Origin of the sequence: Rathayibacter sp. AY1C7, assembly GCF_002931865.1 — a bacterium.
GTDB lineage: Bacteria > Actinomycetota > Actinomycetes > Actinomycetales > Microbacteriaceae > Rathayibacter.
The window spans coordinates 12495-38328 of the sequence record NZ_PSWB01000030.1; the positions used below are offsets into that span (position 1 = coordinate 12495).

The following is a 25834-nucleotide window of genomic DNA, read 5'->3' on the forward strand; positions in this document are numbered from 1 at the left end:
CCTGCAAGGCCCTTCCGCCCCGGGCGTCCGGATGCCAGCGTGGGCACATGGCCGACTCCCCCGCTCCGTCTCTCCTTCCCGTCCCCGAGCACAGCTGGATCGCGCGACCCGCCGACGCCGAGCTGACCCAGGACACTCTCGACACGGTCGACGCCTGGTGGCGCGCCGCGAACTACCTCGCGGTCGGGCAGATCTACCTGCTCGCGAACCCGCTCCTGAAGACCCCGTTGAGCCGCGAGGACATCAAGCCCCGCCTGCTCGGCCACTGGGGCACCACCCCCGGCCTCAACCTGATCTACGCGCACCTGAACCGCGCGATCCGCGAGCGCCGCCAGCCGACCCTCTACATCACCGGTCCCGGCCACGGCGGACCGGGCATGGTCGCCAACGCCTACCTCGACGGCACCTACAGCGAGATCTACTCCCACATCGACCAGTCGGAGGAGGGGCTGCGCCGCCTCTTCCGCCAGTTCAGCTTCCCCGGGGGCATCCCAAGCCACGCCGCCCCCGAGACTCCGGGCAGCATCCACGAGGGCGGAGAGCTCGGCTACGCGCTGAGCCACGCGTACGGAGCGGCCTTCGACAACCCGGACCTCCTGGTCGCGGCGGTCGTCGGCGACGGCGAGGCCGAGACCGGCCCGCTCGCCACCAGCTGGCACTCCAACAAGTTCGTGAACCCGCTCACCGACGGCGTCGTCCTGCCGATCCTGCACCTCAACGGCTGGAAGATCGCGAACCCGACCGTCCTCGCCCGCATCCCGCAGGAGGAGCTCGACAGCCTCCTCCGGGGCTACGGCCACGAGCCGTTCCTCGTCGAGGGCGGCTTCGACGGCGAGGACCCGATGCGCGTGCACGAGCGGTTCGCCGACGTCCTGGACACGGTGCTCGACCGCATCGCGGCGATCAAGGAGCGCGCCGCAGCCGGCGACCTCTCACGCCCGGCCTGGCCGATGATCGTGCTGAAGACCCCGAAGGGCTGGACCTGCCCGACCGAGATCGACGGCGTCCAGGTGGAGGGCACCTACCGCTCGCACCAGGTCCCGCTGCCCAACGCCCGCGACACCGAGGCGCACACCCGCCTCCTCGAGGACTGGCTCCGCTCCTACCGGCCCGAGGAGCTCTTCACCGAGGAGGGCGGCGTGGTCGACCGCGTCCGCTCGCTGGCCCCCGAGGGCGAGCTGCGGATGAGCGCGACCCCGCACGCGAACGGCGGGCTGCTGCGGCAGACCCTCGACCTGCCCGACTTCCGCCGCTACGAGGTCGTCGTCGAGCAGCCGGGTGGCACCGTCGCGGAGGCGACGAAGGTGCTCGGCGAATGGCTCGCCGACGTCATCCGCGCCAACCCGACCAACTTCCGCCTCTTCGGGCCGGACGAGGTCGCGAGCAACCGGCTGCAGTCCGTCTACGCCGCCACCGACAAGCAGTGGGACGCCGAGCTCAGCCCCCTCGACGACCACCTGGCCCGCGCCGGGCGGGTCATGGAGGTGCTCTCGGAGCACCAGTGCCAGGGCTGGCTGGAGGGCTACCTGCTCACCGGCCGCCACGGGCTCTTCACCTGCTACGAGGCGTTCATCCACATCATCGACTCGATGTTCAACCAGCACGCGAAGTGGCTGGACGGCACCCGCGACATCGAGTGGCGCCGCCCGATCGCGAGCCTCAACTACCTGCTCTCGAGCCACGTCTGGCGCCAGGACCACAACGGCTTCAGCCACCAGGACCCCGGCTTCATCGACCACGTCGTCAACAAGAAGCCCGAGGTCGTGCGCGTCTACCTGCCCTTCGACGCGAACACGCTCCTCTCGACCTACGACCACTGCCTCCGGAGCGTGGACTACGTCAACGTGGTCGTCGCCGGCAAGCAGCCCTCGCCCCAGTGGCTCACGATGGCGGAGGCGGTCGCCCACTGCACGCGCGGACTCGGCATCCTGGAGTGGGCGAGCAGCGAGCGGCAGGGCGAGTCCCCGGACGTCGTGCTCGCCTGCGCGGGCGACGTGCCGACCCTCGAGACCCTCGCGGCGGTGAGCATCCTCCGCGAGACGCTGCCGGACCTCGCGATCCGCACGGTCAACGTGGTCGATCTGATGCGCCTGATGTCGGAGTCGGAGCACCCGCACGGCCTCTCCGACCGCGAGTTCGACGCGGTCTTCACCCCCGACCGCCCGATCGTGTTCGCGTACCACGGCTATCCGTGGCTGATCCACCGCCTGACCTACAAGCGGACCGGCCACGGCAACCTGCACGTGCGCGGGTACAAGGAGAACGGCACCACCACCACTCCCTTCGACATGGTGATGCTCAACGACCTCGACCGCTACTCGCTGGTGATCGACGTCATCGACCGGACCCCCGGCCTCGGCGCCCGCGCCGCCGGTCTCCGCCAGGAGATGCAGGACGCCCGCATCCGCGCCCGCGCCTACACCCGCGAGCACGGCGAGGACATCCCCGAGGTCGCGAACTGGACCTGGGCCGGCGAGCGCTCCGGCAACGCCAGCGCCAACACCGGCAACGACAACGAGTAACGCTGGGCCGCACCCCACGCCCCTCTCCTGACGGGTCGCGGTCGTGTCGCTGGCAAGGCGGAGGAGGAAGCGATACCGGCGGTATCGCGCCCGACGACAACGCCGCCAGCGGCGCGACCGCGGCCCGTCAGGCGCTGGCAAGGCGGAGGAGGGAGCGATACCGGCTATCGCGCCCGACGACAACGCCGCCAGCGGCGCGACCGCGGCCCGTCAGGCGGCGGGAGCCAGGTAGTCGTCCCAGTCGGGCTGCGTCCGCTCCGCGCCGCGCACGAGCCAGGAGCCGGCGCGCGGCATCCGGGGGACGGTGCGCAGACGCCATCCCATCTCGTGCGGGGTGCGGTCGCTCTTGACGTTGTTGCAGCGCTGGCAGCAGGCGACGAGGTTCTCCCACGTGTCCCGGCCCCCGCGCGACTTGGGCTGGATGTGGTCGATCGTCGCCGCGTGCTGACCGCAGTAGCCGCAGCGGTGGTTGTCCCGGCGGAGCACGCCCCGGCGCGACACCGGCACGCTCCGGCCGCTCGGGATGCGCACGTACCGGGTCAGCACGATCACCGAGGGCCGCACGTGGTCGCCGTGCGCGCTGTGCACCGGATTGCCCTCGTCCGCGGCGATCACGGTCGCCTTCTCCGTCATCAGCAGGACCAGGGCCCGCTTGAACGACACCACCGCGAGCGGCTCGTAGCCGGCGTTGAGAACCAGAGTGCGCATCAGTGACCTCCGTGCTGTCGCACGCCGTCGCGCGAAGGCACCGCGACCACGAGCAAGGGCGCCGTCGTGATGACGGCGCCCTGCGAGGCCGCGGCGGAGTGCCGCGCGATGACGTGGAGTCGTATCCGCGTGTCGGAGGAGTGCACCGCCGCGGTGAGGACCCGCGCGCGTATCGAATCGGCCGGCCGCACGCGCGAGCGCAGCCCCACGCTGTGGCGCCCGCTCCGCTCGGCCATCCCGGCACTCCGTCCCTCGACGAATCGATCCGCTCGCCACGCGAGCGGACTGGGGTTCAGGTTAACCCTTCACGCCCGGAACACCAGGGGTCGGTCCGGATTCGTCACGCGGCGTTCACACGGCGGGACGACGAGAGCGGATCGACCGGATCAGCCGTTGATGCGCACGATCCGGTAGTCGGAGGTCCACAGCGGCTGCACGCGGACGCTCGCGCCCTCGTACGGCGCGTGCAGGATGTTGCCGTTGCCCGCGTAGAAGCCGTCGTGGCCGTCCATGATGACGAGGTCGCCGGGCTGCGCGTCGGCGAGCGAGACGGGGGTGCCCATGGCGCCCTGGCCCGCGGCCGAGTGCGGCATCGAGATGCCGTACTGCGCGAAGACGTACATCACGAAGCCGGAGCAGTCGAAGCCGCTCGGGTCGGCTCCGCCGAAGACGTAGGGCACGCCCTGGTACTGCATCGCCGTGTCGAACACGGCCGAGAGGCTGTAGCTGGTGGTCGGGGCGGCGGCCGCGATTTCGCTGGCCGAGGCGCCGGAGTAGGAGTTGAACTCCTCGGCGGTCTCGGCGCGCGCCTCGGCGACGTCGCTCGTGTCGACGACGGGCTCGGCGACCACGACGGGCTCGGGCTCCGGTGCGGGCGGCGGGGGCGCCGCCTCGGCCGAGAAGCCGTCGCGGGCGATCGCGGCCTGCACCACTCCGCCGTCGACGGCGACGGTCTGCGCGGAGCCCTGACGGAGGAGGTCGGCCCGCGACGCCGCGAACAGGCCGTCGTCCTGGCTGCCCGGAGTGAAGGCGTAGGCGGGGAGCGCCATCGTCGCGACCAGCGCGCCGGCGAAGCCGACCATCGCGACCTTGCCGACGACACGGCCCCTGCGCTTGCGCGGGGTCCCGGCCGGCGACGGCACGAAGTCGGTGATGTCCGCGCGGCGGGCAGGAGCTGCGGGAACGGCGCGACGGGGGACGGGTGCGTCCCCGTGGATCCGGGCGCGGATGACCGGGGGCCGGTTCTCGAAGGTCGCGTCGCCGGAGCGGTCGGGGTGGTTGGAGCGGAACCGGTCGGGTGAGCCGGCGTCCTCGTTCGGGATAAGAGGGTTCTGGGGCAAGGGGGAGATCCTCCGACGTCCCCTCAGCCCAGGCAGCTGTCCCGTCTCATGCACGAAGCATCGGTGTGCACAGGATCCGAGACGGGTGTGGGGGCGTCGGATCCCGCGCCCTGGGACCGAGGCTCGGCCGCAGGGCTCCACAGAGCGTAAGCGACCGTTACCGATTTGTCACCTTCTCGGCGGAAAGAGACCGCTCTCCCATTCGCCTCCGGTCACCGGATGCGGTAGGGGCCCGTACGGGCCACTCCCAGGGAGGCGGGGGTCAGACGACGAGGAAGATGTGCGCCGCGACCTCGTTGGGCAGCTCGATGCCCGCCTCGGCTCCGTCCATGCGCGCGAGCACGTAGCCGTTGAGGGCCGAGAACTCGCCCTCGGCACCGGGCACGACCCCGGCCTGCTTGAGCTGGAGGAGGAGCTCCGGATCGACCTGCGCCGGCTCGCCGAGGCGTCGGACGACGCCGCGGCGGGGCTCGCTCAACCCGGCGACGAAGCGCGGCAGGCTGATGACGCCGTCGGCGAAGCGGGAGGCGGGGGTGTCGCCGAGCTCGTCCAGGCCCGGGATCGGGTTGCCGTAGGGCGACTCCGTCGGGTGGTCGAGCATCTCGAGGAGACGGCGCTCGACCTGCTCGCTCATCACGTGCTCCCAGCGGCAGGCCTCCTCGTGCACGAACTCCCAGTCGAGCTTGATGACGTCGTGGAGGAGCCGCTCGGCGAGGCGGTGCTTGCGCATGACGTGGATCGCCTTGCGGCGGCCGTCGGAGGTGAGCTCGAGGTGGCGGTCGCCCGAGACGACGACGAGGCCGTCGCGCTCCATGCGACCGACGGTCTGCGACACGGTCGGCCCGGAGTGGCTGAGCCGCTCCGAGATGCGCGCGCGCAGCGGGATGATGTTCTCCTCCTCGAGCTCGAGGATGGTGCGCAGGTACATCTCGGTGGTGTCGATCAGATCCGTCATCTCAGCCTTCCCGTCTCGGCGCGCTCCACCCTAGTGGTCGCCACGACGCAGCATCGGCGCTGCGGCGCGACTCAGGCCTCCGTCGCTCGGAGGAGGGGTGCGGGCCGGGAACCCTAGTATTAACGCATGCCGGACCTCACCATTCCTCGCGAGCTGCTCCCCCACGACGGACGGTTCGGCTGCGGCCCGTCCAAGGTGCGGCACGACCAGCTCGCCCACCTCGCGACGCAGGGCGCGCACCTCCTCGGGACCTCGCACCGCCAGGCGCCCGTCAAGGACCTCGTCGGGCGCGTGCGCGAGCATCTCGCCACGCTCTTCCGCATCCCCGACGGCTACGAGGTCCTGCTGGGCAACGGCGGCTCGACCGCCTTCTGGGACGCCGCCGCCTTCTCCCTCATCGAGCGCCGCGCCGAGAACCTCACGTTCGGCGAGTTCGGCCAGAAGTTCGCGGCCGCCGCCTCCGCGCCGTTCCTCGAGCCGGCCCACGTCGTCTCCGCCCCCGCGGGGTCCCGGAGCGAGGTCGAGATCGTCGAGGGGATCGACGTGTACGCGTGGCCCCACAACGAGACGAGCACCGGAGTGATGGCCCCGGTCCGCCGGGTCCGCGGCGACGAGGGCGCGCTCACCGTCATCGACGCCACCAGCGCGGCGGGCGGCATCGACGTCGACATCGCCGAGGCCGACGTCTACTACTTCGCCCCGCAGAAGAACTTCGCCTCCGACGGCGGACTCTGGTTCGGCCTCTTCTCCCCCGCCGCGATCGAGCGGATCGAGCGCATCGCGGCGAGCGGCCGCTACATCCCCGAGTTCCTCAGCCTCAAGAACGCCGTCGACAACTCGCGCCTGAACCAGACGCTGAACACTCCGGCGCTCTCGACCCTCCTGCTGATGGAGTCGCAGCTCGAGTGGATGAACGCCTCGGGCGGCCTGGCCTGGGCGTCGGCGCGCACGGCCGAGTCCTCCTCCGCGATCTACGACTGGGCCGAGGCCTCGAGCCTCGCCACCCCGTTCGTCGAGGTGCCCGAGCACCGCTCCCAGGTCGTCGCGACCGTCGACTTCGACGCCTCCGTCGATGCCGCTCTCGTCGCGAAGATCCTCCGCGCGAACGGGATCGTCGACACGGAGCCGTACCGCAAGCTCGGCCGCAACCAGCTGCGCGTGGCGACGTTCGTCGCGATCGAGCCGGACGACGTCCGCTCGCTGCTCGGCTGCATCGACCACGTCCTCGAGCGCCTGGCGGTCTGAGGCACGCCATGCGGCTGTGGCTGCGCGAGGAGGAGCGGCGGCCCGCGCCGCCGCCCTACGCGAGCGACGACGCGACGGCTCTGCTGGTCGGGTGCGTCGTCTGGGCGGTCGCGCTCGTGGCCGTGCTCGTGGCGACGGCCGTCGGAGCCGTCATCGAGCCGGTCGTCCTGTCGACCGTCGTGATCGGACTGGTCCTCGGCACGATCGGGCTGTTCTACAGCCGCAACCGCCGCTAGACCGCGTCGGTCTCCATCCGGAGTCCGGTGCCGTCGGCCTCGGGCTCGAGACGGACGCGCAGGCCGGTGAACTCGCCGAGGCGCTCGACGTGGGTGCCACCGCACGCGATCGCGGCGTCCCCCGCGGGGAGGGTGCAGCGCCATGTCCGCCGCGTGCTGAGGAGGTCGTCGTCGCGCTCGATGCGCACCTCCGCGTCCGAGGCGATCCACTCGGCGAGGAGGGCGTTCACCCGCTCCTGCACCTCGAGGATCTCCGCCAGCAGGCGGGCGGTGTCCATCCCGCTGCGTCGGAGGGACTTGCCGAGGCGGTAGACGTCGGTGGAGCCGGACTCGCGGATCCGCGAGGTCTGGATCGCCGCCTGGTCGAAGTCCGGGTTCCCGAGAGCATCGGTGCGCGCCGGCTTCGACCAGAACGAGGCCAGAGCGGCGTTCAGGGCGAGGGAGGCGAGGTGGCAGGCGGTGTGCCCACGGGAGAGCTCGTGCCGGTGCTCCGCGTCGACCTCGACGTCGACCTCGTCGTCCACGTGGAGTGAGGAGGCGTCGTCGACGATCTGGACGACGACGAAGCTCCACTCCGGAGTGCCGAGCCGCGCCGGGAGCCGCTCGCCGACGTGCAGCTCGCCGCCCTGCCACGCCCCGATGCGGCAGTCGATGAGGGGATGCCGCTCCCCCGCCACGACCAGCGCGCCGCGGTCGGGCCCCTGGTCGGGCCAGGTCGGGTCGACGGGGTGAGCGGAGGTCGCATCGAGGACGACCGCCCAGCGGCCGTCCTCCAGCCGGCCCACGTGCTGCACGCGCCCGGAGGAGCGCACGGCGCCGTCGGGATAAGCGATGCGGGTGTCGGAGTCGATGCTCATCGGGCGGCGCCGGAACGGATCAGCGGCGACGTCGACGGCGACGGGTCGTCGGGGCGGGGGCGGGCTCGGGCTCGACGTCGTCGGAGTCCTCGTCGTCGGGGTCGTCGTCCGGGTCGTCGGAGTCGTCCTCGTCCGAGTCCTCGTCGTCCGAGTCGTCGCCGTCGGAATCGTCGTCCGAGTCGTCGTCGTCGACCGGATCGTCGTCGTCGTCCGAGTCGCCCTCGTCCTCGTCGGAGTCGTCCTCCGACTCGTCGTCGAGGTCGTCTTCCTCGGCGTCCTCGAGCTCGTCGTCGTCCGCGTCCTCGACCTCCTCGCCGAGCGCGTCCTGCGCGGTCTGGTAATCGGCCAGACGCACGGACCACGGCACCCAGTCCGGAGCGAGGACCGCGCCCTCACCCGGCAGCAGCTCGACCTCCAGGACGTTCACGTCCTCGTTCTCGTCGATCCGGGAGAGCGTCGCCGTCCACAGCCAACCCGGGTACCCGCGCATGAGGTTCGCGAACTGCAGCGACACGACGTGCTCGCCCTGCGCCAGAGTCGTGACCAGCTCGCCGATCGTCCCCTCGGGGGCGATCTCGGCGAGCGCGGCGCGAGCGACATCGAGAGACCCCGCGAGCACGGCGTCCGCCTCGTAGACGGGCTCGGGAGCCTCGTCCGCGGCGGCCTCGTCCGCCTCCCCCGGGGAAGCGTCGTCGTCGGCCTCGGAACGGTCGTCGGCGACGGGGCCGGAATCCTCAGCAGAAGTCGCATCCTCAGCAGGAGCCCCGTCCTCAGCAGGAGCCGCATCCTCAGCAGGAGCCGAGTCGTCAGCAGGAGCCATGTCCTGAGCAGGAGCCGAGCCCTCAGGTGTTCCCGCGTCGTCAGCAGGAACCGCGTCGTCAGCAGGAACCGCATCGTCAGCAAGCGCCGCGTCCTCAGCAGGAGTCGGCACTGCAGCAGAAGCCGTGTCCGCGCCGGGAGCCCCCGCCTCAGCGGCGACATCGTCGGCCGGAGGAGTCTCCTCCGCAGAGGCGGAGTCCTCGCCAGGAGCCTCGGGTACAGGGAGGGCGGCGTCGCTCTCACCCTCGCCGGAGGTAGCCTCGTCGACAGGAGCCGCCTGGTCAGCGTCGGTCTCCTCGTCGGCTCCGCGCGCGTCCTCAGCGGAGGAGTCAGAATCGGCGGGAGTCGCGTCGGGCTCGGCGCCGGAGACGCCCTCTCCCGAGGACTGCTCCACGCGAGCGTCCTCCGGGGTCGGAGCGGCGACGGTCTCCTCGACCGGGCCCTGCTCGTCGGTCGTGTCGTCGGCGTCAGGCATCCAGCTCGTCCGCAACCCGGCGCAGGAGCGCCGCGATCGTGCGCCCGTGCGCCTTGTCGGGGTAGCGGCCGCGCTTGAGCCCGGCGCCGATCCCGTCGAGCAGCTTGACCGTGTCCTCCACGATCACGGACATGTCGTCCGCGGACTTCCGGTTGAGCTTCACCAGGCTCGGCGGGGCGTCGAGGACGCGCGCCGAGAGCGCCTGCGCCCCGCGCTTGCCGTCGGCGATGCCGAACTCGAGGCGGGTGCCGGCCTTGACCGCGGTCCCGGAGGGCAGCGCGGAAGCGTGCAGGAAGACCTCCTGGCCGTCATCAGTGCTGATGAAGCCGAAGCCCTTCTCCTCGTCATAGAACTTGACCTTGCCGGTAGGCATGCAGACCCCTCCTGGAAATGAAGCAGCCATCAGTTTAGTCGACCGGGGCCGCCCTATCCTTGACGGGTGAAGCCACAGGAGCCGGCGGGCGTCGGACGCGCGGAGCGCACGCTCGCCTACATGTTCATCGCGATCATCGTCGTGACGGTCCTCGCGTTCCTCGCGATCCTGGTCGCCCCCGCGCTCGGGATCCGCGAGTACGCCGGCCCGTTCTGGCAGTTCGTCTTCGCTGTGCCGCTGGTGGGCCTGCCCATCGCGTTCCTCATGATGATCGCGATGCTCATCGTGGGGGTCCGGCGCCGCCGCGCGCAGTCCTGATCGGACGCGCTCTCCTCCCGCCGCACCGCCTCCGATCCGGCGTTCCCCGCCGCCGAGCCGGCACCGAGCGCCCGGACAACCGACTCCCAGACTCCGTACAGCCGACGGCCAGATACTGTCCTGCATGGACGGACCCCGCATTCTCATCGTCGACGACGAGCCCAACATCAGAGACCTGCTCACCACGAGCCTCCGCTTCGCCGGCTTCGCCGTGCGTGCGGTCGGCAACGGGGCCCAGGCGATCTCGGCGGTCCTCGAGGAGGAGCCGGACCTGATCATCCTCGACGTGATGCTCCCGGACATGAACGGATTCGGCGTGACCAAGCGCCTCCGCTCGGCCGGATACACCTCCCCCATCCTCTTCCTCACGGCGAAGGACGACACCGAGGACAAGATCACGGGCCTCACCGTCGGCGGTGACGACTACGTCACGAAGCCGTTCAGCCTCGACGAGATCGTCGCGCGCATCAAGGCGATCCTCCGCCGCACCATGCACGCCGAGGAGGACGCGGTCATCCGGGCCGGCGAGCTGACGATGGACCAGGACACGCACGAGGTCCTCGTCGGCGACGAGCCGGTGGAGCTCAGCCCCACCGAGTTCAAGCTGCTCCGCTACCTGATGCTCAACCCGAACCGGGTGCTCAGCAAGGCGCAGATCCTCGACCACGTGTGGGAGTACGACTTCAACGGCGATGCGGGCATCGTCGAGTCCTACATCTCGTACCTGCGACGTAAGCTCGACACGCATTCGGAGGAATCGCTCATCCAGACCAAGCGAGGATTCGGATACATGCTGAAGGTCGCGAAGGCCTAGCCTCCGCCACCTCGGCGCCACCTCCCGCCGGAGGCGCGGCGCCCGCCGATCCCGAGGGAGTTCCACCGCCATGCACCAGGGTCTGGCCGAGCGGTGGAACTCCATCTCGTTGCGCACCAAGATCACCGCGGTCACGGTCCTCCTGCTCACGCTGGGACTCCTCGTCTCCGGGATCGGGACGATGACGATGCTGAAGCCGCAGCTCGTCGCCCAGCTCGACGCGCAGCTGGCCGACCAGGTCCAGCGGACGGCGAGCGACCTCTCCGTCAACGACTTGGCCGCGATCGACGAGTCCAAGGCCGATTTCGGCGCCGTCTACGACCAGTACGGCACGCTCGACAACACGAACGCGTCCGGCGCGGCCGACCCCGCCTTCCCGCAGACCTTCACCCTCGAGCAGGCGCTGCAGGGCGGCGACAAGCCGATGGAGATCTGGAGCTCGAACGGCAAGGTCGAGTACCACGTCATGTCGACGGTGTTCACGAGGGGCACCGAGTACCAGACGCTCCTGCTCGCGGTGTCGACCCGCAGCGTCGACGTCATCATGACGACGTACCTCACGATCTTCCTGGGCTTCGGAGTCGCGATCGTCGTGATCGGCGCACTCCTCACCCGCCTGCTGGTCACCACCACCTTCGCCCCGCTGCGCGAGGTCGAGCAGACCGCTGCCGCCATCGCGGACGGCGACTTCAGCCAGCGTCTGGACGGCACGACGCCCAACACCGAGGTCGGGCGCCTCAACCGCTCCCTGAACGCGATGCTCGGGCGGATCGACTCCGCCTTCCGCGACCGCGCCCGCACGATCGACCAGATGCGCCGCTTCGTCGGCGACGCCAGCCACGAGCTGCGCACGCCGCTGGTCTCCGTCCGCGGCTACGCCGAGCTGTACCGGATGGGCGCTCTTCAGACGCCCGAGGCCGTCGGCCAGGCGATGGAGCGCATCGAGAAGGAGGCGATCCGGATGGGCGGCCTGGTCGAGGACCTCCTCGAACTCGCCCGCCTCGACGAGACGAAGCCTCTCGCACTCGCGCCCGTCGATCTGATGCCGCTCGCCCGCGACGCCGCGATGGACGCGATGGCCTCCTGGCCCGACCGCGACTTCGGCGTCGAGACCCGCGACGACACCCCCATGGAGACGCCCGCGCTCGAGCCCGACGAGGCCGGCGCCTCCGCCACGCAGACCATGGAGCTGACGAACCCCGGGCTCACCGGCCCGATCGCCGCGGCAGGAGCGAGGCTCGCCCGATTCCGCCGGCGTCCGCGCCGGGTCAACGCCGAGGAGATCGCCGCCGGCACCGCCACCGCCCCCGAGGAGCCGGGCGTGCCGGCGATGGTGATGGCGGAGGAGAACAAGATCCGCCAGGTCCTGACGAACCTGATCGGCAACGCCGTCCGCTACACGCCCGAGGACACTCCGATCGAGATCGGCGTCGCCGTCGACCGCTCCCGCCGCCTCGCCCTGCTGGAGGTCATCGATCACGGCGAGGGCATCCCGCCGCAGATCCGCGAGAAGATCTTCCAGCGCTTCTGGCGCGCGGACACGTCGCGGACCCGCGAGACCGGCGGCAGCGGCCTCGGACTGGCGATCGTGTCCTCGATCGTCGCCGCGCACAAGGGCCGCGTGGACGTCGTCGAGACGCCGGGCGGAGGCGCGACCTTCCGCGTCGCGCTGCCGCTGTTGACGGTCGGCCAGAACGGCGAGACCTCCCCCGCCTCGGTCTGATCCGCACCGCGGTCCGTCCCTCGTCGGGGGCCCCTTCGGTCCGGGCTCTCCCGTCGACGTCCGCGAGCGGCACGGATCGATCGGCCCGGGGCGACCGTGACCTCGCGCACCCGGCGCGCACGGCCGCGCACGGCTCACTCTCTCCTCTTGGGGACCAACGGGCGGCGAGCCCGCCCGGACCGCTGGAGATGACACCCGACGCTCGACGGATGCCGCGTCGCCGACTCTTGCAGATTCGCCGTCCGCATCCGTTCGGCCGACGACATCTCCGCCCCGACCCCGTACGTCGCGACCCGCACCGGCGCACCACACGCGCTTCTGGTGCCGGTGTCCGCAGAGGAGACCGAGGCGGCGCGGAGGGCGGTGCCACCGCAGGAGGACCGCCGTTGTGGTCGCGGAGCGGATTCAGAACCACCTGCCGGTTCGGTCGCCTGCTGCTCGCTCAGATGCCTCCGGAAACGCCGAAGGCGGCTCCCCCGGAGGGGAACCGCCTTCTGCGTGGTGGGGGGACGGACTAGAAGTCCATGCCTCCGGTGGGGTCGCCGCCCGCGGCGACCGGGTTCTTCTCGGGCTTGTCGGCGACGACGGCCTCCGTGGTGAGGAAGAGACCGGCGATCGACGCCGCGTTCTGCAGAGCGGAGCGCGTGACCTTGACCGGGTCGATGATGCCCGCGGCGATGAGGTCGACGTACTCGCCGGTCGCGGCGTTGAGGCCGTGTCCGGTGGGCAGCTCGCGGACCTTCGCAGCGACGACGCCGGGCTCCATGCCCGCGTTGAGGGCGATCTGCTTGAGCGGGGCGTCGATGGCGACCTTGACGATGTTCGCGCCGGTCGCCTCGTCTCCGACGAGCTCGAGCTTCTCGAAGGCGAGCTTGCCGGCCTGGATGAGGGCGACGCCACCACCGGCGACGATGCCCTCCTCGACGGCGGCCTTCGCGTTGCGGACGGCGTCCTCGATGCGGTGCTTGCGCTCCTTGAGCTCGACCTCGGTCGCCGCTCCGGCCTTGATGACCGCGACGCCGCCGGCGAGCTTCGCGAGGCGCTCCTGGAGCTTCTCGCGGTCGTAGTCGCTGTCGGTGTTCTCGATCTCGCCGCGGATCTGCGCGACGCGGCCGGCGATGGCCTCGGCGTCGCCGGCACCCTCGACGATCGTGGTCTCGTCCTTGGTGATGACGACCTTGCGGGCCGAGCCGAGCAGGTCGAGGGTGACGTTCTCGAGCTTGAGGCCGACCTCCTCGGAGATGACCTGGCCGCCGGTGAGGATCGCGATGTCCTGGAGCTGCGCCTTGCGACGGTCGCCGAAGCCGGGGGCCTTGACGGCGACCGACTTGAAGATGCCGCGGATCTTGTTGACGACCAGGGTCGCCAGCGCCTCGCCGTCGACGTCCTCGGCGATGATCAGCAGCTGCTTGCCCGCCTGGATCACCTTGTCGACGACCGGGAGCAGGTCCTTGATGTTCGAGACCTTGGAGTTGACGATGAGGATGTAGGGGTCCTCGAACACCGCCTCCTGGCGGTCGGGGTCGGTCACGAAGTACTGCGACAGGTAGCCCTTGTCGAAGCGCATGCCCTCGGTGAGCTCGAGCTCGGTGCCGAAGGTGTTCGACTCCTCGACGGTGACGACGCCCTCCTTGCCGACCTTGTCGATCGCCTCGGCGATGATCGCGCCGATCTCGGGGTCCGCGGCGGAGATGGAGGCGGTCGCCGCGATCTCCTCCTTGGTCTCGATCGCCTTCGAGCCGGCGATGAGCTCGGCGGTGACGGCCTTGACGGCCTTCTCAATGCCCTTCTTGAGGCTGATCGGGTCGGCGCCGGCCGCGACGTTGCGCAGGCCCTCGCGGACGAGCGCCTGAGCGAGGACGGTCGCGGTGGTGGTTCCGTCGCCGGCGACGTCGTCGGTCTTCTTGGCGACCTCCTTGACGAGCTCGGCGCCGATCTTCTCGTACGGCTCGTCGAGCTCGATCTCCTTGGCGATGGAGACGCCGTCGTTCGTGATGGTGGGAGCGCCCCACTTCTTCTCGAGGACGACGTTGCGGCCGCGCGGGCCGAGGGTCACCTTGACCGCGTCGGCCAGAGTGTTGAGTCCACGCTCGAGGCCGCGGCGGGCTTCTTCGTCAAAAGCAATGATCTTGGCCATGTGTGTTTCTCGTCCCTCCCGGACGTCGTGAAATGTCTGTGCTGGCACTCGACCGGAGCGAGTGCCAAGGTCGATTCTGGCACTCGCGGTGGACGAGTGCAAGCGACCGGCACGCGCTCCGACACGAAGGAGCCGCCGCCCGCACGAGGCGGACGACGGCTCCCGGGAGGCTCGGCGGTTAGGCCGGGCGGACCGATTCGGCCTGGGGGCCCTTCGACCCCGTGCCGACCTCGAACGCGACCTGCTGCCCCTCCTCGAGGACCTTGTACCCCGACATGTCGATCGCGGAGTAGTGGACGAAGACGTCCTGTCCGCCGCCGTCGACCGTGATGAAGCCGTAGCCCTTCTCAGCGTTGAACCACTTGACGGTTCCGTTCGCCATCTCTGTACTCCCCAGTGCTGTGATGCCCGCGGCACGAGCGATGTGCTGGTGCCTGGTCAGGAATACTAATCCGGCTATCGGCCCCGGGAGGGGCTGGAAAGGGCCTCGCGGGGAAGAGTTGCCCGGGATTCAACACGGAGGAAACGTGCCCGTAACAGAGGGCCCCGATCAGCCCTGCTCGGAGGCGTAATCGGCCCCCAGGACCACGACGACGGAGCCCGTCTCGACGAAGTCCTGCGAGAACAGGACGGTCCCCGTTCCGAGCGAGTCGACGAGACCGAGGGCCGCTCCCTCGAGCGCCGGGTCGGTGAAGTAGACGGTCGTGGCGGCGATGTCCTCGGTGTTCGCGTTCGCGACGGTCGGGACGCTCCATCCGGCCGTCGTCAGGGCGTCGCCGGCGCTGGCGGCGAGTCCGACGGTGGCGGTGCCGTTGAGGACGGCGACGGCGAGATCGGGATCGAGCGTCGCGGCGGCGGTCGGGGTCGCCTCCGCGGTCGCGGTCGGCGGAGTGAAGACGTCCGTGAACTGCACCCGGTCGTCGATGACCAGCAGCCCGATGAAGCCGAGCAGGACGATGACCCCGGTGGCGAGCGCGGCCCAGGCGAGGGCGACCGCGCGGGCGTGAGGGGCCGGCGGCCGGCGGTGGGCGCCGACGCGCGCCTCCGTCGCCGGGACCTCGTCGAAGCGGTCTCTCGGGTGCGTGTTCGACATCGGGGGTACGGCCGGCCTTCCGTTGGTGGACTCGAGCAGCTCGTCTACTCGAGGCGCCCGAGGCGTCGCGAGGCGCGGGCGCCGGCGCGCTGGTCGCGGATGCGCTGCAGCCGCGTGACGAGCATCGGGTCGTGCGCGAGGGCGGCCGGAGAGGCGAGCACCGCGCTGAGCACCTGATAGTAGCGGGCGGCCGACAGTCCGAACTGGGAGCGGATCGCGTCGTCCTTGTCCCCGGAGCGGGCCGTCCACTCGCGCTCGAAGGCGAGCACCCGCAGCTCGCGCTCGGACAGACCGGTGCCCGGTCTCGGGTCCGTCGTCCTGCTCATCCCTCCAGGGTAGGCAGGCCCACGGCCGCCGCCGGGGAGGCGCTCCGAACACCTCGTGACCGCGTCGCGGCATGGAGGCGGGGAGTCTCCTCCACAGCCCGCGGAGGCGGAATGGAGCCGTCGCCCCGGGGGTTGGACCAGGTGGAGGGGCGCGACCGCCCCCGTACACTGACGAGGATTCCGAGGGAGACCCATGTCGTCGTATTCCGTGAACAAGTCCGACGCCGAGTGGCGCGAGGAGCTCGACCGCGACCAGTACGCGGTCCTGCGCGAAGCGGCCACCGAGCGCCCGTGGACCGGCGAGCTGCTCGACGAGCACCGCTCCGGCCTCTACACGTGTGCCGCCTGCAGCGCCGAGCTCTTCAAGAGCGGCACCAAGTTCGACTCCGGCTGCGGCTGGCCGAGCTTCTACGAGTCCGTGAACCCGGACGCGGTCCAGCTGATCGAGGACAGCACCCTCGGCATGGTCCGCACCGAGGTCCGCTGCGCGAACTGCGGATCCCACCTGGGACACGTCTTCCCCGACGGCTTCGGCACGCCCACCGGCGACCGCTACTGCATGAACTCGATCGCCCTGAACTTCCAGGCCGAGGGCGAGTGACCGTGTCCTCCTCCCCCGTGCTCGAGGCCGTCCTCGCGCGCCGATCGCGCTCGAAGGTGACGCCGGAGGCTCCGGGGCACGACGAGATCGCGGCGTTCGTCTCGGCGGCGTCGCGTCTCGCCGATCACAGCTCGCTGCGCCCGTGGCGGGTCATCGAGATCCGCGGCGCCGCCCGCGACCGGGTCGGCCGCAGCTTCGCGGTCGCCTCGGGGGCGAAGAAGGACCCGCGGAAGTACATCGAGAAGACGCACCGCGCCTCCCTGCTGCTGGCCGTCGTGGTCAGCGTCAAGAAGTCGAAGGTGCCGGCCTGGGAGCAGGAGGCCGTCGCCTCGGGCGTCGCCCACCTCCTGAGCCTGCTGCTCGACGAGGCGGGCTGGGGTGTCTTCTGGCGCACCGGCTCCTACACGCGCGACAAGGCCGTGCGGAAGGCGCATCGCCTCGAGAAGGGCGAGGAGCTGCTCGGCTGGCTCTACGTCGGCCGTCCCGACGGGAAGATCGGCGGCCCCAAGCGTCCCGCTCCCGCCGAGCGGCACCTCAGCATCCTCGAACCGTGAGACGCGGCGGGCCCCGATCCGGCCGGATCCGGGGCCCGCGATAGGGTGGCCGGGCGCGCGAGCGCACCTGCCGACGTGGCGCAATTGGTAGCGCACCCGACTTGTAATCGGGCGGTTACGGGTTCAAGTCCCGTCGTCGGCTCAGGAGAGAGGAAGGCCCCGACCGCTGTGTGCGGTCGGGGCCTTCTTCATGCGCGGGGCTCCTGCGCGTCCGCGGCTCAGCCCGCGGCGGCCGGAGTCGGCTCGGAGGAGGCCGGAGCCTCGGTGGAGACCGGGGCGTCGCCGGGAGCGGGGGTCTCGGTCGACGCGGGCGTCTCGGTCGACGCGGGGGCCTCGGTCGAGGCGGGCGTGTCGCTCGGCGCCGGGGTCTCGGAGGAGGTGGGCGCGGGAGTCGCCGACGAGTAGGAGTCGGCAGCGGCCGAGAGCACGAAGGAGCTGAAGGCGTCCGGGTCGGTCAGCGAGCCCGAGTACGCCTCGCCGTTGACCAGGACGGTCGGGGTGCCCGTGACGGCGGGCACGTCCGTGCCGGGCAGCGGACCCGAGGTGGCGCGCTCGGTCGCGGCGCGGACCCAGCTCACGAAGCTCTGGTCGTCGATGCAGGTGTTCACGGCGGCCGTGTCCTCGACGCCGGCCTGCGAGGCGTAGTCCTTCAACTGGTCGTCCGAGAGTCCGTCGGTCCCCTCCGCCGGCTGGCTGGCGAACAGCAGGGAGTTGAAGTCGAAGAACGAGTCGGGCGAGCGGTCCGCGACGCACGCGGCGGCGTTGGCCGAGCGCTCCGAGTACTTGGTGCCGTTGGAGCGGGTCGTGAGGATGGCGATCGGGTGGATCTCGACCGTCGCGGCACCGCTGGTCACCCACTCCTTGATCTGGTCGCCGTTGGTCTTCTCGAACTGGCCGCAGTAGGGGCAGAGGTAGTCGAGGTAGACCCGGATGTCGACCGTGCCGGCCGAGGTGTCGAGCGCGCTGGGGGTGGGCGTCCCGTCGGCGGCGAGGGCGCCGCTCGTCTGCGCGACCATGTTCTCGCCGATGACGACACCGTCGCTCGCCATGTTCGCCGGGCCCGGACCCGCGGGGCGGATGCTCGAGGTGACGGCGAAGACCACGATCACGACGACCGCGATCACGACGGCGGCGAGCCCGCCCTGCAGGGCGAAGCGGCTCACGCGGTCGCGGCGCTTCTGCTGCTCACGCAGGCGGCGCGCCTTCTCTCGGGCGGCCTCTCGTCGCTGGTTCTTCGAGAGACGGTCGTTGGCTCCGCCGGTGGTCATGACAAGAACGCTCCGAATGAGAGAGGGGGAAGAAGGGGGTCGCCGGGCGCGACTCGCCGGAATCCTACGCGCGAGCCCTGGGAAACCTCCAAACGACGGATACGCGGTGCCCGACCGACGACTGTCGGCCCTGTGGCATACTGTGACGGTTGGTCGGAGTCGCCCACGCGATGATGACCATCACTTCCATTCACTCGGATCGTCCGGCACGTACCTGCCGGTGAAGGAGCAAGAACAATGGCGTCCGTAACTTTCGACCACGCGTCCCGCGTCTACCCCGGGGCCACTCGCGCCTCCGTCGACAAGCTCAACCTCGAGGTGGGCGACGGCGAGTTCCTCGTCCTCGTCGGCCCCTCCGGCTGCGGCAAGTCCACCTCCCTGCGCATGCTCGCCGGCCTCGAAGAGGTCAACGAGGGCCGCATCCTCATCGGCGACCGCAACGTCACGGACGTGCCGCCGAAGGACCGCGACATCGCGATGGTCTTCCAGAACTACGCGCTGTACCCGCACATGTCGGTCGCCGAGAACATGGGCTTCGCGCTCAAGATCGCCGGCGTCAACAAGGACGAGCGCGCCGCGCGGGTCCTCGAGGCCGCGAAGATGCTCGACCTCGAGCCCTACCTGAACCGCAAGCCGAAGGCGCTCTCCGGTGGCCAGCGCCAGCGCGTCGCGATGGGCCGCGCCATCGTCCGCAAGCCCCAGGTCTTCCTCATGGACGAGCCGCTGTCGAACCTCGACGCCAAGCTCCGCGTGTCCACCCGCACCCAGATCGGCACGCTGCAGCGCCGCCTGGGCATCACCACGGTCTACGTCACCCACGACCAGACCGAGGCGCTCACCATGGGCGACCGCATCGCGGTCCTCAAGGACGGCCTCCTCCAGCAGGTCGGCTCGCCCCGCGACCTGTACGAGAACCCGAACAACGTCTTCGTGGCCGGCTTCATCGGCTCGCCCGCGATGAACCTGTTCCACGCGGACGTCACCGACGGCGGCGTCAAGTTCGGCGACACCGTCCTCCCGATCGCCCGCGAGGCGCTCGCGAAGACGAGCCAGAAGGTCGTCACGCTCGGCGTGCGCCCCGAGGACGTCACCGTCTCGACCCAGCCCGGCGGACTGCCGATCGAGGTCGACCTCATCGAGGAGCTCGGCTCGGACGGCTACCTCTACGGCCACACCGAGGTCGAGGGCCGCCGCACCGACATCGTCGCGCGCGTCGACGGCCGCGTGCACCCGACCGCGGGCGACCGCGTGTACGTGACCGCGAACCACCGCGTGCACATCTTCGACGCGGAGTCGGGCGAGCGCCTCTCCTGAGCCTCCTCCTGCACCGCACGCTGCCGCCGTCCCCTCCAGGGCGGCGGCAGCGTCGTCTGCGGCTCCCCCACCGTCCGACACGCGACACGAACGGCGCACCATGTCCGGCTCCCTGAACATCACCTCGGCCACCGTCGACCCGGCCCTGCTCGACCTGCCGTGGAACCTGCGGCTCGACGACTGGCCCGACGAGTACATCGCCGCCCTGCCGAAGGGCATCTCGCGGCACACGGTCCGCTTCGCCCACCTCTCCGGACACGTCGTCGCCGTCAAGGAGACGACCGCCGAGATGTCGCGGCGCGAGTACGAGATGCTGAAGACGCTGCAGCGCCTCGACGTGCCGTGCGTGGTTCCGGGCGCGGTGATCACGAACCGCACCGACGACGAGGGCGAGGCCCTGCCCGCCGTGCTCGTCACCCGTCACCTCAAGTTCTCGCTCCCCTACCGGGCGCTCTTCTCGCAGACGCTGCGGCCGGACACGGCGACCCGCCTGGTCGACGCGCTTGCGCTCCTCCTGGTCCGCCTGCACGTGATCGGCTTCTTCTGGGGCGACGTGTCCCTTTCGAACACCCTCTTCCGGCGCGATGCCGGCGCCTTTGCCGCCTACCTGGTCGATGCGGAGACCGGGCAACTCTACTCGGGCGGCCTCTCGAACGGCCAGCGCGAGAACGATCTGGAGATCGCCCGCGTCAACATCGCCGGCGAGCTGCTCGACCTCGAGGCCGGCGGTCGCGTCGACGACGACCTCGATCCGATCACGGTCTCCGACGGCATCGTCGCGGCGTACCGCAGCCTCTGGAAGGAGCTGACCGGTGCCGAGTCGTTCGCGACGTCGGAGCGCTGGCGGATCAACGACCGCGTGAACCGGCTGAACGAGCTGGGCTTCGACATCGAGGAGCTCGCGATCAAGACCGACGAGGCCGGGTCGACGGTGCGCATCCAGCCGAAGGTGGTCGACGCCGGCCACCACCAGCGGCGGCTGCTCCGTCTCACCGGGCTGGACGCGCAGGAGAACCAGGCGCGACGCCTGCTCAACGACCTCGACTCGTACACGGCGACCTACGACAAGCAGGGCCTGGACGAGGAGATGGTGGCGCACGAGTGGCTGGCGCAGGTGTTCGAGCCGGTCATCCGCTCGATCCCCCGTGATCTCAAGGGCCGCCTGGAGCCGGCCGAGATGTTCCACCAGCTGCTCGAGCACCGATGGTTCATGTCGCAGCAGCAGGCGCGCGACGTCCCCCTGGCGGAGGCGGTCACCGCCTACGTGAACGACATCCTGCGTCACCGCCGCGACGAGGCGACGGTCATCGCTCCTCCCACCGAGGCGCTGACCCTCCCGAACCTCGTCCTCGACGAGTCCGGCGACGCCGAGCTCACCGACGAGGACGCCGACGTCGACTGGACCAAGAACGTCTGACCCCTCCCACCGCCGCGAGAGGGCCCGTGCCGTCAGCACGGGCCCTCTCCGCATCCCCCCGGCTCGCTCGCCGCAGGCGGCGCCCTCGGTCCGCTCGCCGCAGGCGGCGCTCCGCTCCGCTCGCCGCAGGCGGCGCCTCCGACATCCAGACCCGTAGCGCGGGTGCCGGCGCGGTGAGCTGCAAGGCGGAGGAGGAAGCGATACCGGCGGTATCGCGCCCGACGACAACGCCGCAGATCGCCGTGCCGGCGCTCGCGCTGTGAGCTGGAAGGCGGAGGAGGAAGCGATATCGGCGGTATCGCGCCCGACGACAACGCCGCAGATCACCGTGCCGGTGCCCGCGCTACTCGGAGGCGGAGCGGAGTTTGGAGATCTCGTAGAGCGCGACCGACGCCGCGATCCCGGCGTTGAGGGATTCGGTGGCGGAGCTGATCGGGATGGAGACGACGGCGTCGCACTGCTCGGTGACGAGGCGGGAGAGGCCCTTGCCCTCGCTGCCGACGACGACGAGGAGCGGCCGGTCGGCGAGTTCGAGGCCGGGGAGCATCACGTCGCCGTCGCCGTCGAGTCCGATGACGAAGACGCCCGCGCGCTTGAAGTCCTTGATCATGGCGGTGAGGTTGGACGCCATCGCGACGGGGATGCGTGCGGCGGCTCCGGCGGAGGTCTTCCAGGCGGCGGAGTTGAGGCCCACGGAGCGGCGCTGCGGGACGATGACGCCCTGTCCGCCGAACGCGGCGACGGAGCGGATGATCGCTCCGAGGTTGCGCGGGTCGGTGATGCCGTCGAGGGCGACGAGGAGGGGGACCGCTCCGCGGGAGACGCTGCGCTCGAGCAGGTCGCTCGGGTGGGCGTACTCGTAGGGCGGCACCTTCAGCACGAGGCCCTGGTGCACGGAGTCGGGGCCGGCGAGGCGGTCGAGCTCCGGGCGCATGACCTCTAGCACGGGAAGGCCGCGGGCGGTGGCGATCTTGAGCGCCTCCTTGACCCGGTCGTCCATCTCGATGCGGGTCGCGAGGTAGAGGGTGGTGGCCGGGATGCTGGCGCGCAGCGCCTCGAGGACCGAGTTCCGGCCCGTCACCATCTCGAAGTCGTCGCCGCTCTTGGGTTTGCGCGACGGGGCGGGCCGCCCCTGTCCGCGGGCGGCCGCGGAGAGGGCTCCGCCGGGGCGGCCCTTGCCGCCGGCGGCGACGAAGCGCTCGCGCGCGAGCTTCGCCTTGCCTGCGGGGTGGTAGGGCCGGTCCTCGGCCTTGGGCGTGGGCTTCTTGCCCTCGAGGGCCTGACGGCCCTGACCGCCGGAACCGACGGCCTTGCCCTTGCTCTTCTTTCGGACCGCTCCGGGGCGGCCGGGCTTATTCGCCATCGAGACTCCAATGCGCACCCGTCTGGGTGTCTTCGATCGTGATTCCCGCCGCGGCGAGATCGGTTCGGATGCGGTCGGCGCTCGCCCAGTCGCGCTGCTCGCGCGCGGTCTGGCGTTCGGCGACCAGGCGGTCGACCAGCACGCTGAGCGCGCGGTACGAGGGTTCGTCGTCGGAGCGCGCCCACTCGGGCGCCTCCGGGTCGATGCCGAGCACGGCCGCCATCGCGAGCACCTGGGTGCGCAGGGCCGAGACGGAGCCGAGGTCCTCGGCGTCGAGGGCGGCGTTGCCGGCGCGCACGGTCTCGTGCAGGACGCCGATGGCCTGCGGGACGGACAGGTCGTCGTCCATCGCCTCGGCGAACTCCTCCGGAACCACCGGCTCGCCGAGCGCGGCGAACCGCGTGCCGTCGAGGCGGCGGCGGGAGCGCTCGAGGAAGCCCTCGATCCGCTCCAGCGCCGCTTCGGCCTCCTCGAGGGCCCCGTCGTGGAACTCGAGGGTGGAGCGGTAGTGGGCCGAGCCGAGGTAGTAGCGGACGACGAGCGGGCGGGCCGCCTCGAGCAGCTCGGAGGCGAACACCGAGTTGCCGAGCGACTTGCTCATCTTCTGGCCGATGACGGACACGAGGCCGTTGTGCAGCCAGTAGCTGGCGAAGGCGTGGCCGGCGGCGCTGGACTGGGCGAGCTCGTTCTCGTGGTGGGGGAAGCGCAGGTCGAGCCCGCCGCCGTGGATGTCGAACTGGGTGCCGAGGTACTTCGTCGACATCGCGGAGCACTCGATGTGCCAGCCGGGGCGCCCGGCGCCCCACGGCGAGGCCCAGGCGGCCGACTCGGGCTCCTCCGGCTTGGCGCCCTTCCAGAGAGCGAAGTCGTGCGGGTCGCGCTTGCCGCGCGGGTCGGCGTCGGTCGCCGCCTCCATGCTCTCGAGGCGCTGGTGGGTGAGTGAGCCGTAGTCCGGCCAGGACCGCGTGTCGAAGTAGACGTCGCCGGAGTCGTCGGGCGCCGGGTAGGCGTGACCGCGCTCGATCAGGGTCTGGATGAGGGTGATCATCTCGGCGATGCTCGCGGTCGCGCGCGGCTCGTAGGTCGGCGGGAGGATGCCGAGGGCCGTGTACGCGGCGGTGAACTCGAGCTCGACGCGGTAGGCGAGCGCCCACCACTGCTCGACCGGCGCACCCTCGGGCACCCGACGCCGCGCGTCCTCGGCGATGGCGAGGATCTTGTCGTCGATGTCGGTGACGTTGCGCACCAGGGTGACCTGGAAGCCGCGGTACGCCAGCCAGCGGCGCAGCTGGTCGTAGGCGAGGGCGGAGCGCAGGTGCCCGATGTGGGGCGAGGACTGAACGGTGGGTCCGCAGACGTACATCCCGACCTCGTTCTCGCGGAGGGGGACGAAATCGACGAGGGCCTGGGCCTTCGAGTCATGCAGTCGCAGAGTCACGCGGGCGAGTTTACCGGGCGGACCGCTCCCGGCCGGGTCGGCGGCTCCGCCCGGGGACTACCGGGTGACAGCGGGGGTGGGGAGGACGAGTGCCGTCGCGGTCGCGGCGACCCCCTCGCCCCGGCCGGTGAAGCCCAGCGCGTCCGAGGTGGTGGCGGCGACGCTGACCGGTGCGCCGAGCAGCTCCGAGAGCAGCCTCTGCGCCTCCTCGCGCCGCGGCGAGAACTTCGGGCGGTTGCCGATGAGCTGCACCGAGACGTTGCCGATGGCGAAGCCGGCGGCCTCCACCAGCTCGCGGGTCGCGCGGAGGAAGACCTCGCCGTGGGCGTCCGCGAAGCGCGGGTCGGCCGTGCCGAAGCGGGAGCCGATGTCGCCGAGACCCGCCGCCCCCAGGAGCGCGTCGCAGATCGCGTGGGCGACCGGGTCGCCGTCGCTGTGCCCGGACAGGCCCCGCTCCCCCGGCCAGTGCAGCCCGGCGAGCCAGAGCGGCGACGCGTCGTCGAACGCGTGCACGTCCGTGCCGATGCCGACGCGCGGCACGACGACGGCGGGCGGCGGTGCGAGCACCTGCTCGGCGCGGGCCAGGTCCCAGGGGGTGGTGATCTTGAAGGCGAGCGGGTCGCCGGCGACGACGATCGAGGGACTGCCGCGCGAGGCGAGGAGCGCCGCGTCGTCGGTGAAGTCCTCCTCCGCCGAGGCGTAGGCCTCGTCGAGGAGCGCGCGCGGGAAGCCCTGCGGCGTCTGCACCGCGGCGAGCTCGGAGCGGTCCACCGTGCCGAGGATCCCGCCGTCGGCGCGGATGCGCTTGATCGTGTCGGTGACCGGCAGACCCGGGATCACTCCGCCGCCCGTCTCCCGGACCGCCGCGATCACCCGCTCGAACTGGTCGACGGGCGTGAGGGCGCGGGCGGCGTCGTGCACGAGCACCGTCTCGACGGCCGGACCGAGCGCCCGGAGCCCTCGAGCGACCGACTCCTGGCGGCTGGCGCCTCCGGCGACGACGCTGACGGAGCCGTCCGGGGCTCCGGCGGCGTGCGTCAGAGCGGCCGTCTCCTCGAGGAGGGCGGCGGGAGCCACGACGACGATCTGGACCGGCTCCGCGAGCAGCAGCACCGTGCGCAGGCTGCGCTCGAGGATCGTCCTCCCCGCGCAGTCGACGTAGGCCTTGGGGCGCTCGCGGCCGAGCCTCGTGCCGCTGCCGGCGGCGACGACGACGACGGCCGCGGTCGGCGCGCCGGCCGGACCGTTCAGGATGCGAGGACCTCGTCGAGGAGCACGGAGGCGGCGTCCTCGTCGGTCTTCTCGGCCAGGGCGAGCTCGGAGACGAGGATCTGGCGGGCCTTGGCGAGCATGCTCTTCTCCCCCGCCGAGAGGCCGCGGTCGCGGTCGCGGCGGGTGAGGTCGCGGACGACCTCGGAGACCTTGACGACGTCGCCGGACCCGAGCTTCTCGAGGTTGGCCTTGTAGCGGCGCGACCAGTTGGTCGGCTCCTCGACGACCTCGGCGCGCAGGACCTCGAACACGCGCTCGACGCCCTCGCGGCCGATGACGTCGCGGACGCCGACCAGGTCGACGTTGTCGGCGGGCACCTCGATGACGAGGTCGCCCTGCGCGACGCGGAGCTTCAGGTACGTCTTCTCCTGGCCCTTGATCGTCCGGGTCTTCACCTCGGCGATCGTGGCGGCTCCGTGATGGGGGTAGACGACCGTCTCTCCGACCTCGAACTGCATGCGACGTCCTTTCAGCGGCGGAAAGATTACCATGCGCGCCGAGCGGGACGGGAGTCCGGACGGGCGGAGCCGCGGTGCTCGCTACGCTAGCCTGGTGTCGGCTCGTGCACAGTGAAGTCGCCCTGTCCGGGGCGAGCGGGGCCGACGATCTGGAGGTTCCTGTGAAGGCGCGTATCGCTGCATCCGTCGTTCTCGCGGTCGGCGTCGC

General features: G+C 71.1%; 25 protein-coding genes and 1 tRNA gene. 11 read left to right on the top strand and 15 right to left on the bottom strand.

The features are described 5' to 3' along the window. Positions 1-47 precede the first annotated feature (47 nt). Positions 48-2522, top strand: coding sequence for a phosphoketolase (locus tag C5C69_RS14390; protein ID WP_104233883.1), 2475 nt, complete (start codon positions 48-50; stop codon positions 2520-2522). 210 nt (positions 2523-2732) lie between these two features. Here the strand turns inward: C5C69_RS14390 and C5C69_RS14395 are convergent, their stop codons facing one another. The 3 genes from C5C69_RS14395 to C5C69_RS14410 form a co-directional block, all read right to left on the bottom strand. Next, entirely contained in the window at positions 2733-3230 is a 498-nt protein-coding gene (locus C5C69_RS14395) for an HNH endonuclease (RefSeq protein WP_104224608.1), read from the bottom strand. Positions 3231-3616: 386 nt separating this feature from the next. After that, positions 3617-4570, bottom strand: coding sequence for a C40 family peptidase (locus C5C69_RS17060; RefSeq protein ID WP_258067539.1), 954 nt, complete (start codon positions 4568-4570; stop codon positions 3617-3619). 262 nt (positions 4571-4832) lie between these two features. Beyond that, entirely contained in the window at positions 4833-5525 is a 693-nt protein-coding gene (locus tag C5C69_RS14410) for a metal-dependent transcriptional regulator (protein ID WP_104233885.1), read from the bottom strand. 126 nt (positions 5526-5651) lie between these two features. Between C5C69_RS14410 and serC the strand changes: the two genes are divergently transcribed. Beyond that, complete coding sequence (gene serC / locus C5C69_RS14415) at positions 5652-6770, top strand: phosphoserine transaminase (RefSeq protein WP_104224605.1); 1119 nt, start codon at positions 5652-5654, stop codon at positions 6768-6770. An 8-nt stretch (positions 6771-6778) separates the two neighbouring features. Continuing rightward, the gene (locus C5C69_RS14420) at positions 6779-7006 is read left to right on the top strand and encodes a DUF2530 domain-containing protein (protein ID WP_104224604.1); all 228 of its coding nucleotides are present in this window, start codon (positions 6779-6781) and stop codon (positions 7004-7006) included. On the opposite strand, the gene C5C69_RS14425 is transcribed toward C5C69_RS14420, so the two are convergent. Genes C5C69_RS14425 through C5C69_RS14435 form a run of 3 tightly spaced genes read right to left on the bottom strand, consistent with a single transcriptional unit; the run spans position 7003 to position 9530 of the window. Next, the gene (locus tag C5C69_RS14425) at positions 7003-7863 is read right to left on the bottom strand and encodes a metal-dependent hydrolase (protein WP_104233886.1); all 861 of its coding nucleotides are present in this window, start codon (positions 7861-7863) and stop codon (positions 7003-7005) included. The two genes, C5C69_RS14420 and C5C69_RS14425, sit on opposite strands and share 4 nt — an antisense overlap. Positions 7864-7882: 19 nt before the next feature. Beyond that, the gene (locus tag C5C69_RS17310; protein WP_258067540.1) at positions 7883-9157 is read right to left on the bottom strand and encodes a DUF3027 domain-containing protein; all 1275 of its coding nucleotides are present in this window, start codon (positions 9155-9157) and stop codon (positions 7883-7885) included. Beyond that, positions 9150-9530: a cold-shock protein gene (locus C5C69_RS14435; protein WP_104224602.1), complete on the bottom strand. Its 381-nt coding sequence runs from the start codon at positions 9528-9530 to the stop codon at positions 9150-9152. Before C5C69_RS14435 ends, C5C69_RS17310 begins: the two co-directional genes overlap by 8 nt. A 66-nt stretch (positions 9531-9596) precedes the next feature. Between C5C69_RS14435 and C5C69_RS14440 the strand changes: the two genes are divergently transcribed. From C5C69_RS14440 to C5C69_RS14450, 3 genes are all read left to right on the top strand, one after another. Further along, positions 9597-9848 carry a hypothetical protein gene (locus C5C69_RS14440; protein WP_244229474.1) on the top strand — a complete coding sequence of 84 codons (252 nt, stop codon included), beginning with the start codon at positions 9597-9599 and terminating at the stop codon, positions 9846-9848. A gap of 124 nt (positions 9849-9972) precedes the next feature. After that, complete coding sequence (locus C5C69_RS14445) at positions 9973-10662, top strand: response regulator transcription factor (RefSeq protein WP_055787731.1); 690 nt, start codon at positions 9973-9975, stop codon at positions 10660-10662. A 70-nt stretch (positions 10663-10732) separates the two neighbouring features. Beyond that, entirely contained in the window at positions 10733-12385 is a 1653-nt protein-coding gene (locus C5C69_RS14450) for a HAMP domain-containing sensor histidine kinase (RefSeq protein WP_104233887.1), read from the top strand. Between the two features lie 514 nt (positions 12386-12899). On the opposite strand, the gene groL is transcribed toward C5C69_RS14450, so the two are convergent. From groL to C5C69_RS14470, 4 genes are all read right to left on the bottom strand, one after another. Then, positions 12900-14522 carry a chaperonin GroEL gene (gene groL, locus C5C69_RS14455; RefSeq protein ID WP_104258200.1) on the bottom strand — a complete coding sequence of 541 codons (1623 nt, stop codon included), beginning with the start codon at positions 14520-14522 and terminating at the stop codon, positions 12900-12902. A gap of 178 nt (positions 14523-14700) precedes the next feature. After that, positions 14701-14904, bottom strand: a complete 204-nt coding sequence (locus C5C69_RS14460; RefSeq protein WP_104224599.1) for a cold-shock protein — start codon at positions 14902-14904, stop codon at positions 14701-14703. 168 nt (positions 14905-15072) lie between these two features. After that, a complete protein-coding gene (locus C5C69_RS14465) occupies positions 15073-15615 on the bottom strand; it encodes a LytR C-terminal domain-containing protein (protein WP_104233888.1) in 543 nt (180 codons plus the stop codon). Between the two features lie 44 nt (positions 15616-15659). Continuing rightward, positions 15660-15941: a DUF3263 domain-containing protein gene (locus C5C69_RS14470; protein WP_104224597.1), complete on the bottom strand. Its 282-nt coding sequence runs from the start codon at positions 15939-15941 to the stop codon at positions 15660-15662. Between the two features lie 193 nt (positions 15942-16134). On the opposite strand from C5C69_RS14470, the gene msrB reads away from it, so the two are divergent. From msrB to C5C69_RS14485, 3 genes are all read left to right on the top strand, one after another. Beyond that, positions 16135-16542 (top strand): peptide-methionine (R)-S-oxide reductase MsrB, encoded by a 408-nt coding sequence (gene msrB / locus C5C69_RS14475; RefSeq protein WP_104224596.1) that lies wholly within the window; start codon positions 16135-16137, stop codon positions 16540-16542. Beyond that, positions 16539-17096 (top strand): nitroreductase family protein, encoded by a 558-nt coding sequence (locus tag C5C69_RS14480; protein WP_104226480.1) that lies wholly within the window; start codon positions 16539-16541, stop codon positions 17094-17096. Before msrB ends, C5C69_RS14480 begins: the two co-directional genes overlap by 4 nt. A 69-nt stretch (positions 17097-17165) precedes the next feature. Beyond that, positions 17166-17238: transfer RNA gene (locus tag C5C69_RS14485), tRNA-Thr, on the top strand. A gap of 76 nt (positions 17239-17314) precedes the next feature. On the opposite strand, the gene C5C69_RS14490 is transcribed toward C5C69_RS14485, so the two are convergent. Next, entirely contained in the window at positions 17315-18364 is a 1050-nt protein-coding gene (locus tag C5C69_RS14490) for a thioredoxin domain-containing protein (protein ID WP_104258201.1), read from the bottom strand. A gap of 237 nt (positions 18365-18601) precedes the next feature. Here C5C69_RS14490 and C5C69_RS14495 point away from each other — a divergent pair, with 237 nt between their 5' ends. Continuing rightward, a complete protein-coding gene (locus tag C5C69_RS14495; RefSeq protein ID WP_104224593.1) occupies positions 18602-19678 on the top strand; it encodes an ABC transporter ATP-binding protein in 1077 nt (358 codons plus the stop codon). 100 nt (positions 19679-19778) lie between these two features. Further along, on the top strand, positions 19779-21095 hold the full coding sequence (locus C5C69_RS14500; RefSeq protein ID WP_104226481.1) for a DUF4032 domain-containing protein: 1317 nt from the start codon (positions 19779-19781) through the stop codon (positions 21093-21095). 343 nt (positions 21096-21438) lie between these two features. On the opposite strand, the gene rlmB is transcribed toward C5C69_RS14500, so the two are convergent. From rlmB to C5C69_RS14520, 4 genes are read right to left on the bottom strand one after another with little or no spacing between them, the layout of a single operon-like run. After that, positions 21439-22458 (bottom strand): 23S rRNA (guanosine(2251)-2'-O)-methyltransferase RlmB, encoded by a 1020-nt coding sequence (rlmB, locus tag C5C69_RS14505; protein ID WP_104224591.1) that lies wholly within the window; start codon positions 22456-22458, stop codon positions 21439-21441. Next, a complete protein-coding gene (gene cysS, locus C5C69_RS14510; RefSeq protein WP_104258202.1) occupies positions 22448-23896 on the bottom strand; it encodes a cysteine--tRNA ligase in 1449 nt (482 codons plus the stop codon). The genes rlmB and cysS overlap by 11 nt, the downstream gene beginning before the upstream one ends. 57 nt (positions 23897-23953) lie before the next feature. Then, positions 23954-25150 (bottom strand): 2-C-methyl-D-erythritol 4-phosphate cytidylyltransferase, encoded by a 1197-nt coding sequence (ispD, locus tag C5C69_RS14515; RefSeq protein WP_181068298.1) that lies wholly within the window; start codon positions 25148-25150, stop codon positions 23954-23956. Then, positions 25144-25626: a CarD family transcriptional regulator gene (locus C5C69_RS14520; protein WP_104224589.1), complete on the bottom strand. Its 483-nt coding sequence runs from the start codon at positions 25624-25626 to the stop codon at positions 25144-25146. The genes ispD and C5C69_RS14520 overlap by 7 nt, the downstream gene beginning before the upstream one ends. Between the last annotated feature and the right edge of the window lie 208 nt (positions 25627-25834).

What these genes read in the sequence shown, in the direction of transcription:
- C5C69_RS14390 (WP_104233883.1), top strand. Translation starts at nt 48, where the DNA reads ATGGCCGACTCCCCCGCTCCGTCTCTCCTTCCCGTCCCCGAGCACAGC.
- C5C69_RS14395 (WP_104224608.1), bottom strand. Translation starts at nt 3,230, where the DNA reads ATGCGCACTCTGGTTCTCAACGCCGGCTACGAGCCGCTCGCGGTGGTG.
- C5C69_RS14410 (WP_104233885.1), bottom strand. Translation starts at nt 5,525, where the DNA reads ATGACGGATCTGATCGACACCACCGAGATGTACCTGCGCACCATCCTC.
- serC (WP_104224605.1), top strand. Translation starts at nt 5,652, where the DNA reads ATGCCGGACCTCACCATTCCTCGCGAGCTGCTCCCCCACGACGGACGG.
- C5C69_RS14420 (WP_104224604.1), top strand. Translation starts at nt 6,779, where the DNA reads ATGCGGCTGTGGCTGCGCGAGGAGGAGCGGCGGCCCGCGCCGCCGCCC.
- C5C69_RS14425 (WP_104233886.1), bottom strand. Translation starts at nt 7,863, where the DNA reads ATGAGCATCGACTCCGACACCCGCATCGCTTATCCCGACGGCGCCGTG.
- C5C69_RS17310 (WP_258067540.1), bottom strand. Translation starts at nt 9,157, where the DNA reads ATGCCTGACGCCGACGACACGACCGACGAGCAGGGCCCGGTCGAGGAG.
- C5C69_RS14435 (WP_104224602.1), bottom strand. Translation starts at nt 9,530, where the DNA reads ATGCCTACCGGCAAGGTCAAGTTCTATGACGAGGAGAAGGGCTTCGGC.
- C5C69_RS14445 (WP_055787731.1), top strand. Translation starts at nt 9,973, where the DNA reads ATGGACGGACCCCGCATTCTCATCGTCGACGACGAGCCCAACATCAGA.
- C5C69_RS14450 (WP_104233887.1), top strand. Translation starts at nt 10,733, where the DNA reads ATGCACCAGGGTCTGGCCGAGCGGTGGAACTCCATCTCGTTGCGCACC.
- groL (WP_104258200.1), bottom strand. Translation starts at nt 14,522, where the DNA reads ATGGCCAAGATCATTGCTTTTGACGAAGAAGCCCGCCGCGGCCTCGAG.
- C5C69_RS14460 (WP_104224599.1), bottom strand. Translation starts at nt 14,904, where the DNA reads ATGGCGAACGGAACCGTCAAGTGGTTCAACGCTGAGAAGGGCTACGGC.
- C5C69_RS14465 (WP_104233888.1), bottom strand. Translation starts at nt 15,615, where the DNA reads ATGTCGAACACGCACCCGAGAGACCGCTTCGACGAGGTCCCGGCGACG.
- C5C69_RS14470 (WP_104224597.1), bottom strand. Translation starts at nt 15,941, where the DNA reads ATGAGCAGGACGACGGACCCGAGACCGGGCACCGGTCTGTCCGAGCGC.
- msrB (WP_104224596.1), top strand. Translation starts at nt 16,135, where the DNA reads ATGTCGTCGTATTCCGTGAACAAGTCCGACGCCGAGTGGCGCGAGGAG.
- C5C69_RS14490 (WP_104258201.1), bottom strand. Translation starts at nt 18,364, where the DNA reads ATGACCACCGGCGGAGCCAACGACCGTCTCTCGAAGAACCAGCGACGA.
- C5C69_RS14495 (WP_104224593.1), top strand. Translation starts at nt 18,602, where the DNA reads ATGGCGTCCGTAACTTTCGACCACGCGTCCCGCGTCTACCCCGGGGCC.
- C5C69_RS14500 (WP_104226481.1), top strand. Translation starts at nt 19,779, where the DNA reads ATGTCCGGCTCCCTGAACATCACCTCGGCCACCGTCGACCCGGCCCTG.
- rlmB (WP_104224591.1), bottom strand. Translation starts at nt 22,458, where the DNA reads ATGGCGAATAAGCCCGGCCGCCCCGGAGCGGTCCGAAAGAAGAGCAAG.
- C5C69_RS14520 (WP_104224589.1), bottom strand. Translation starts at nt 25,626, where the DNA reads ATGCAGTTCGAGGTCGGAGAGACGGTCGTCTACCCCCATCACGGAGCC.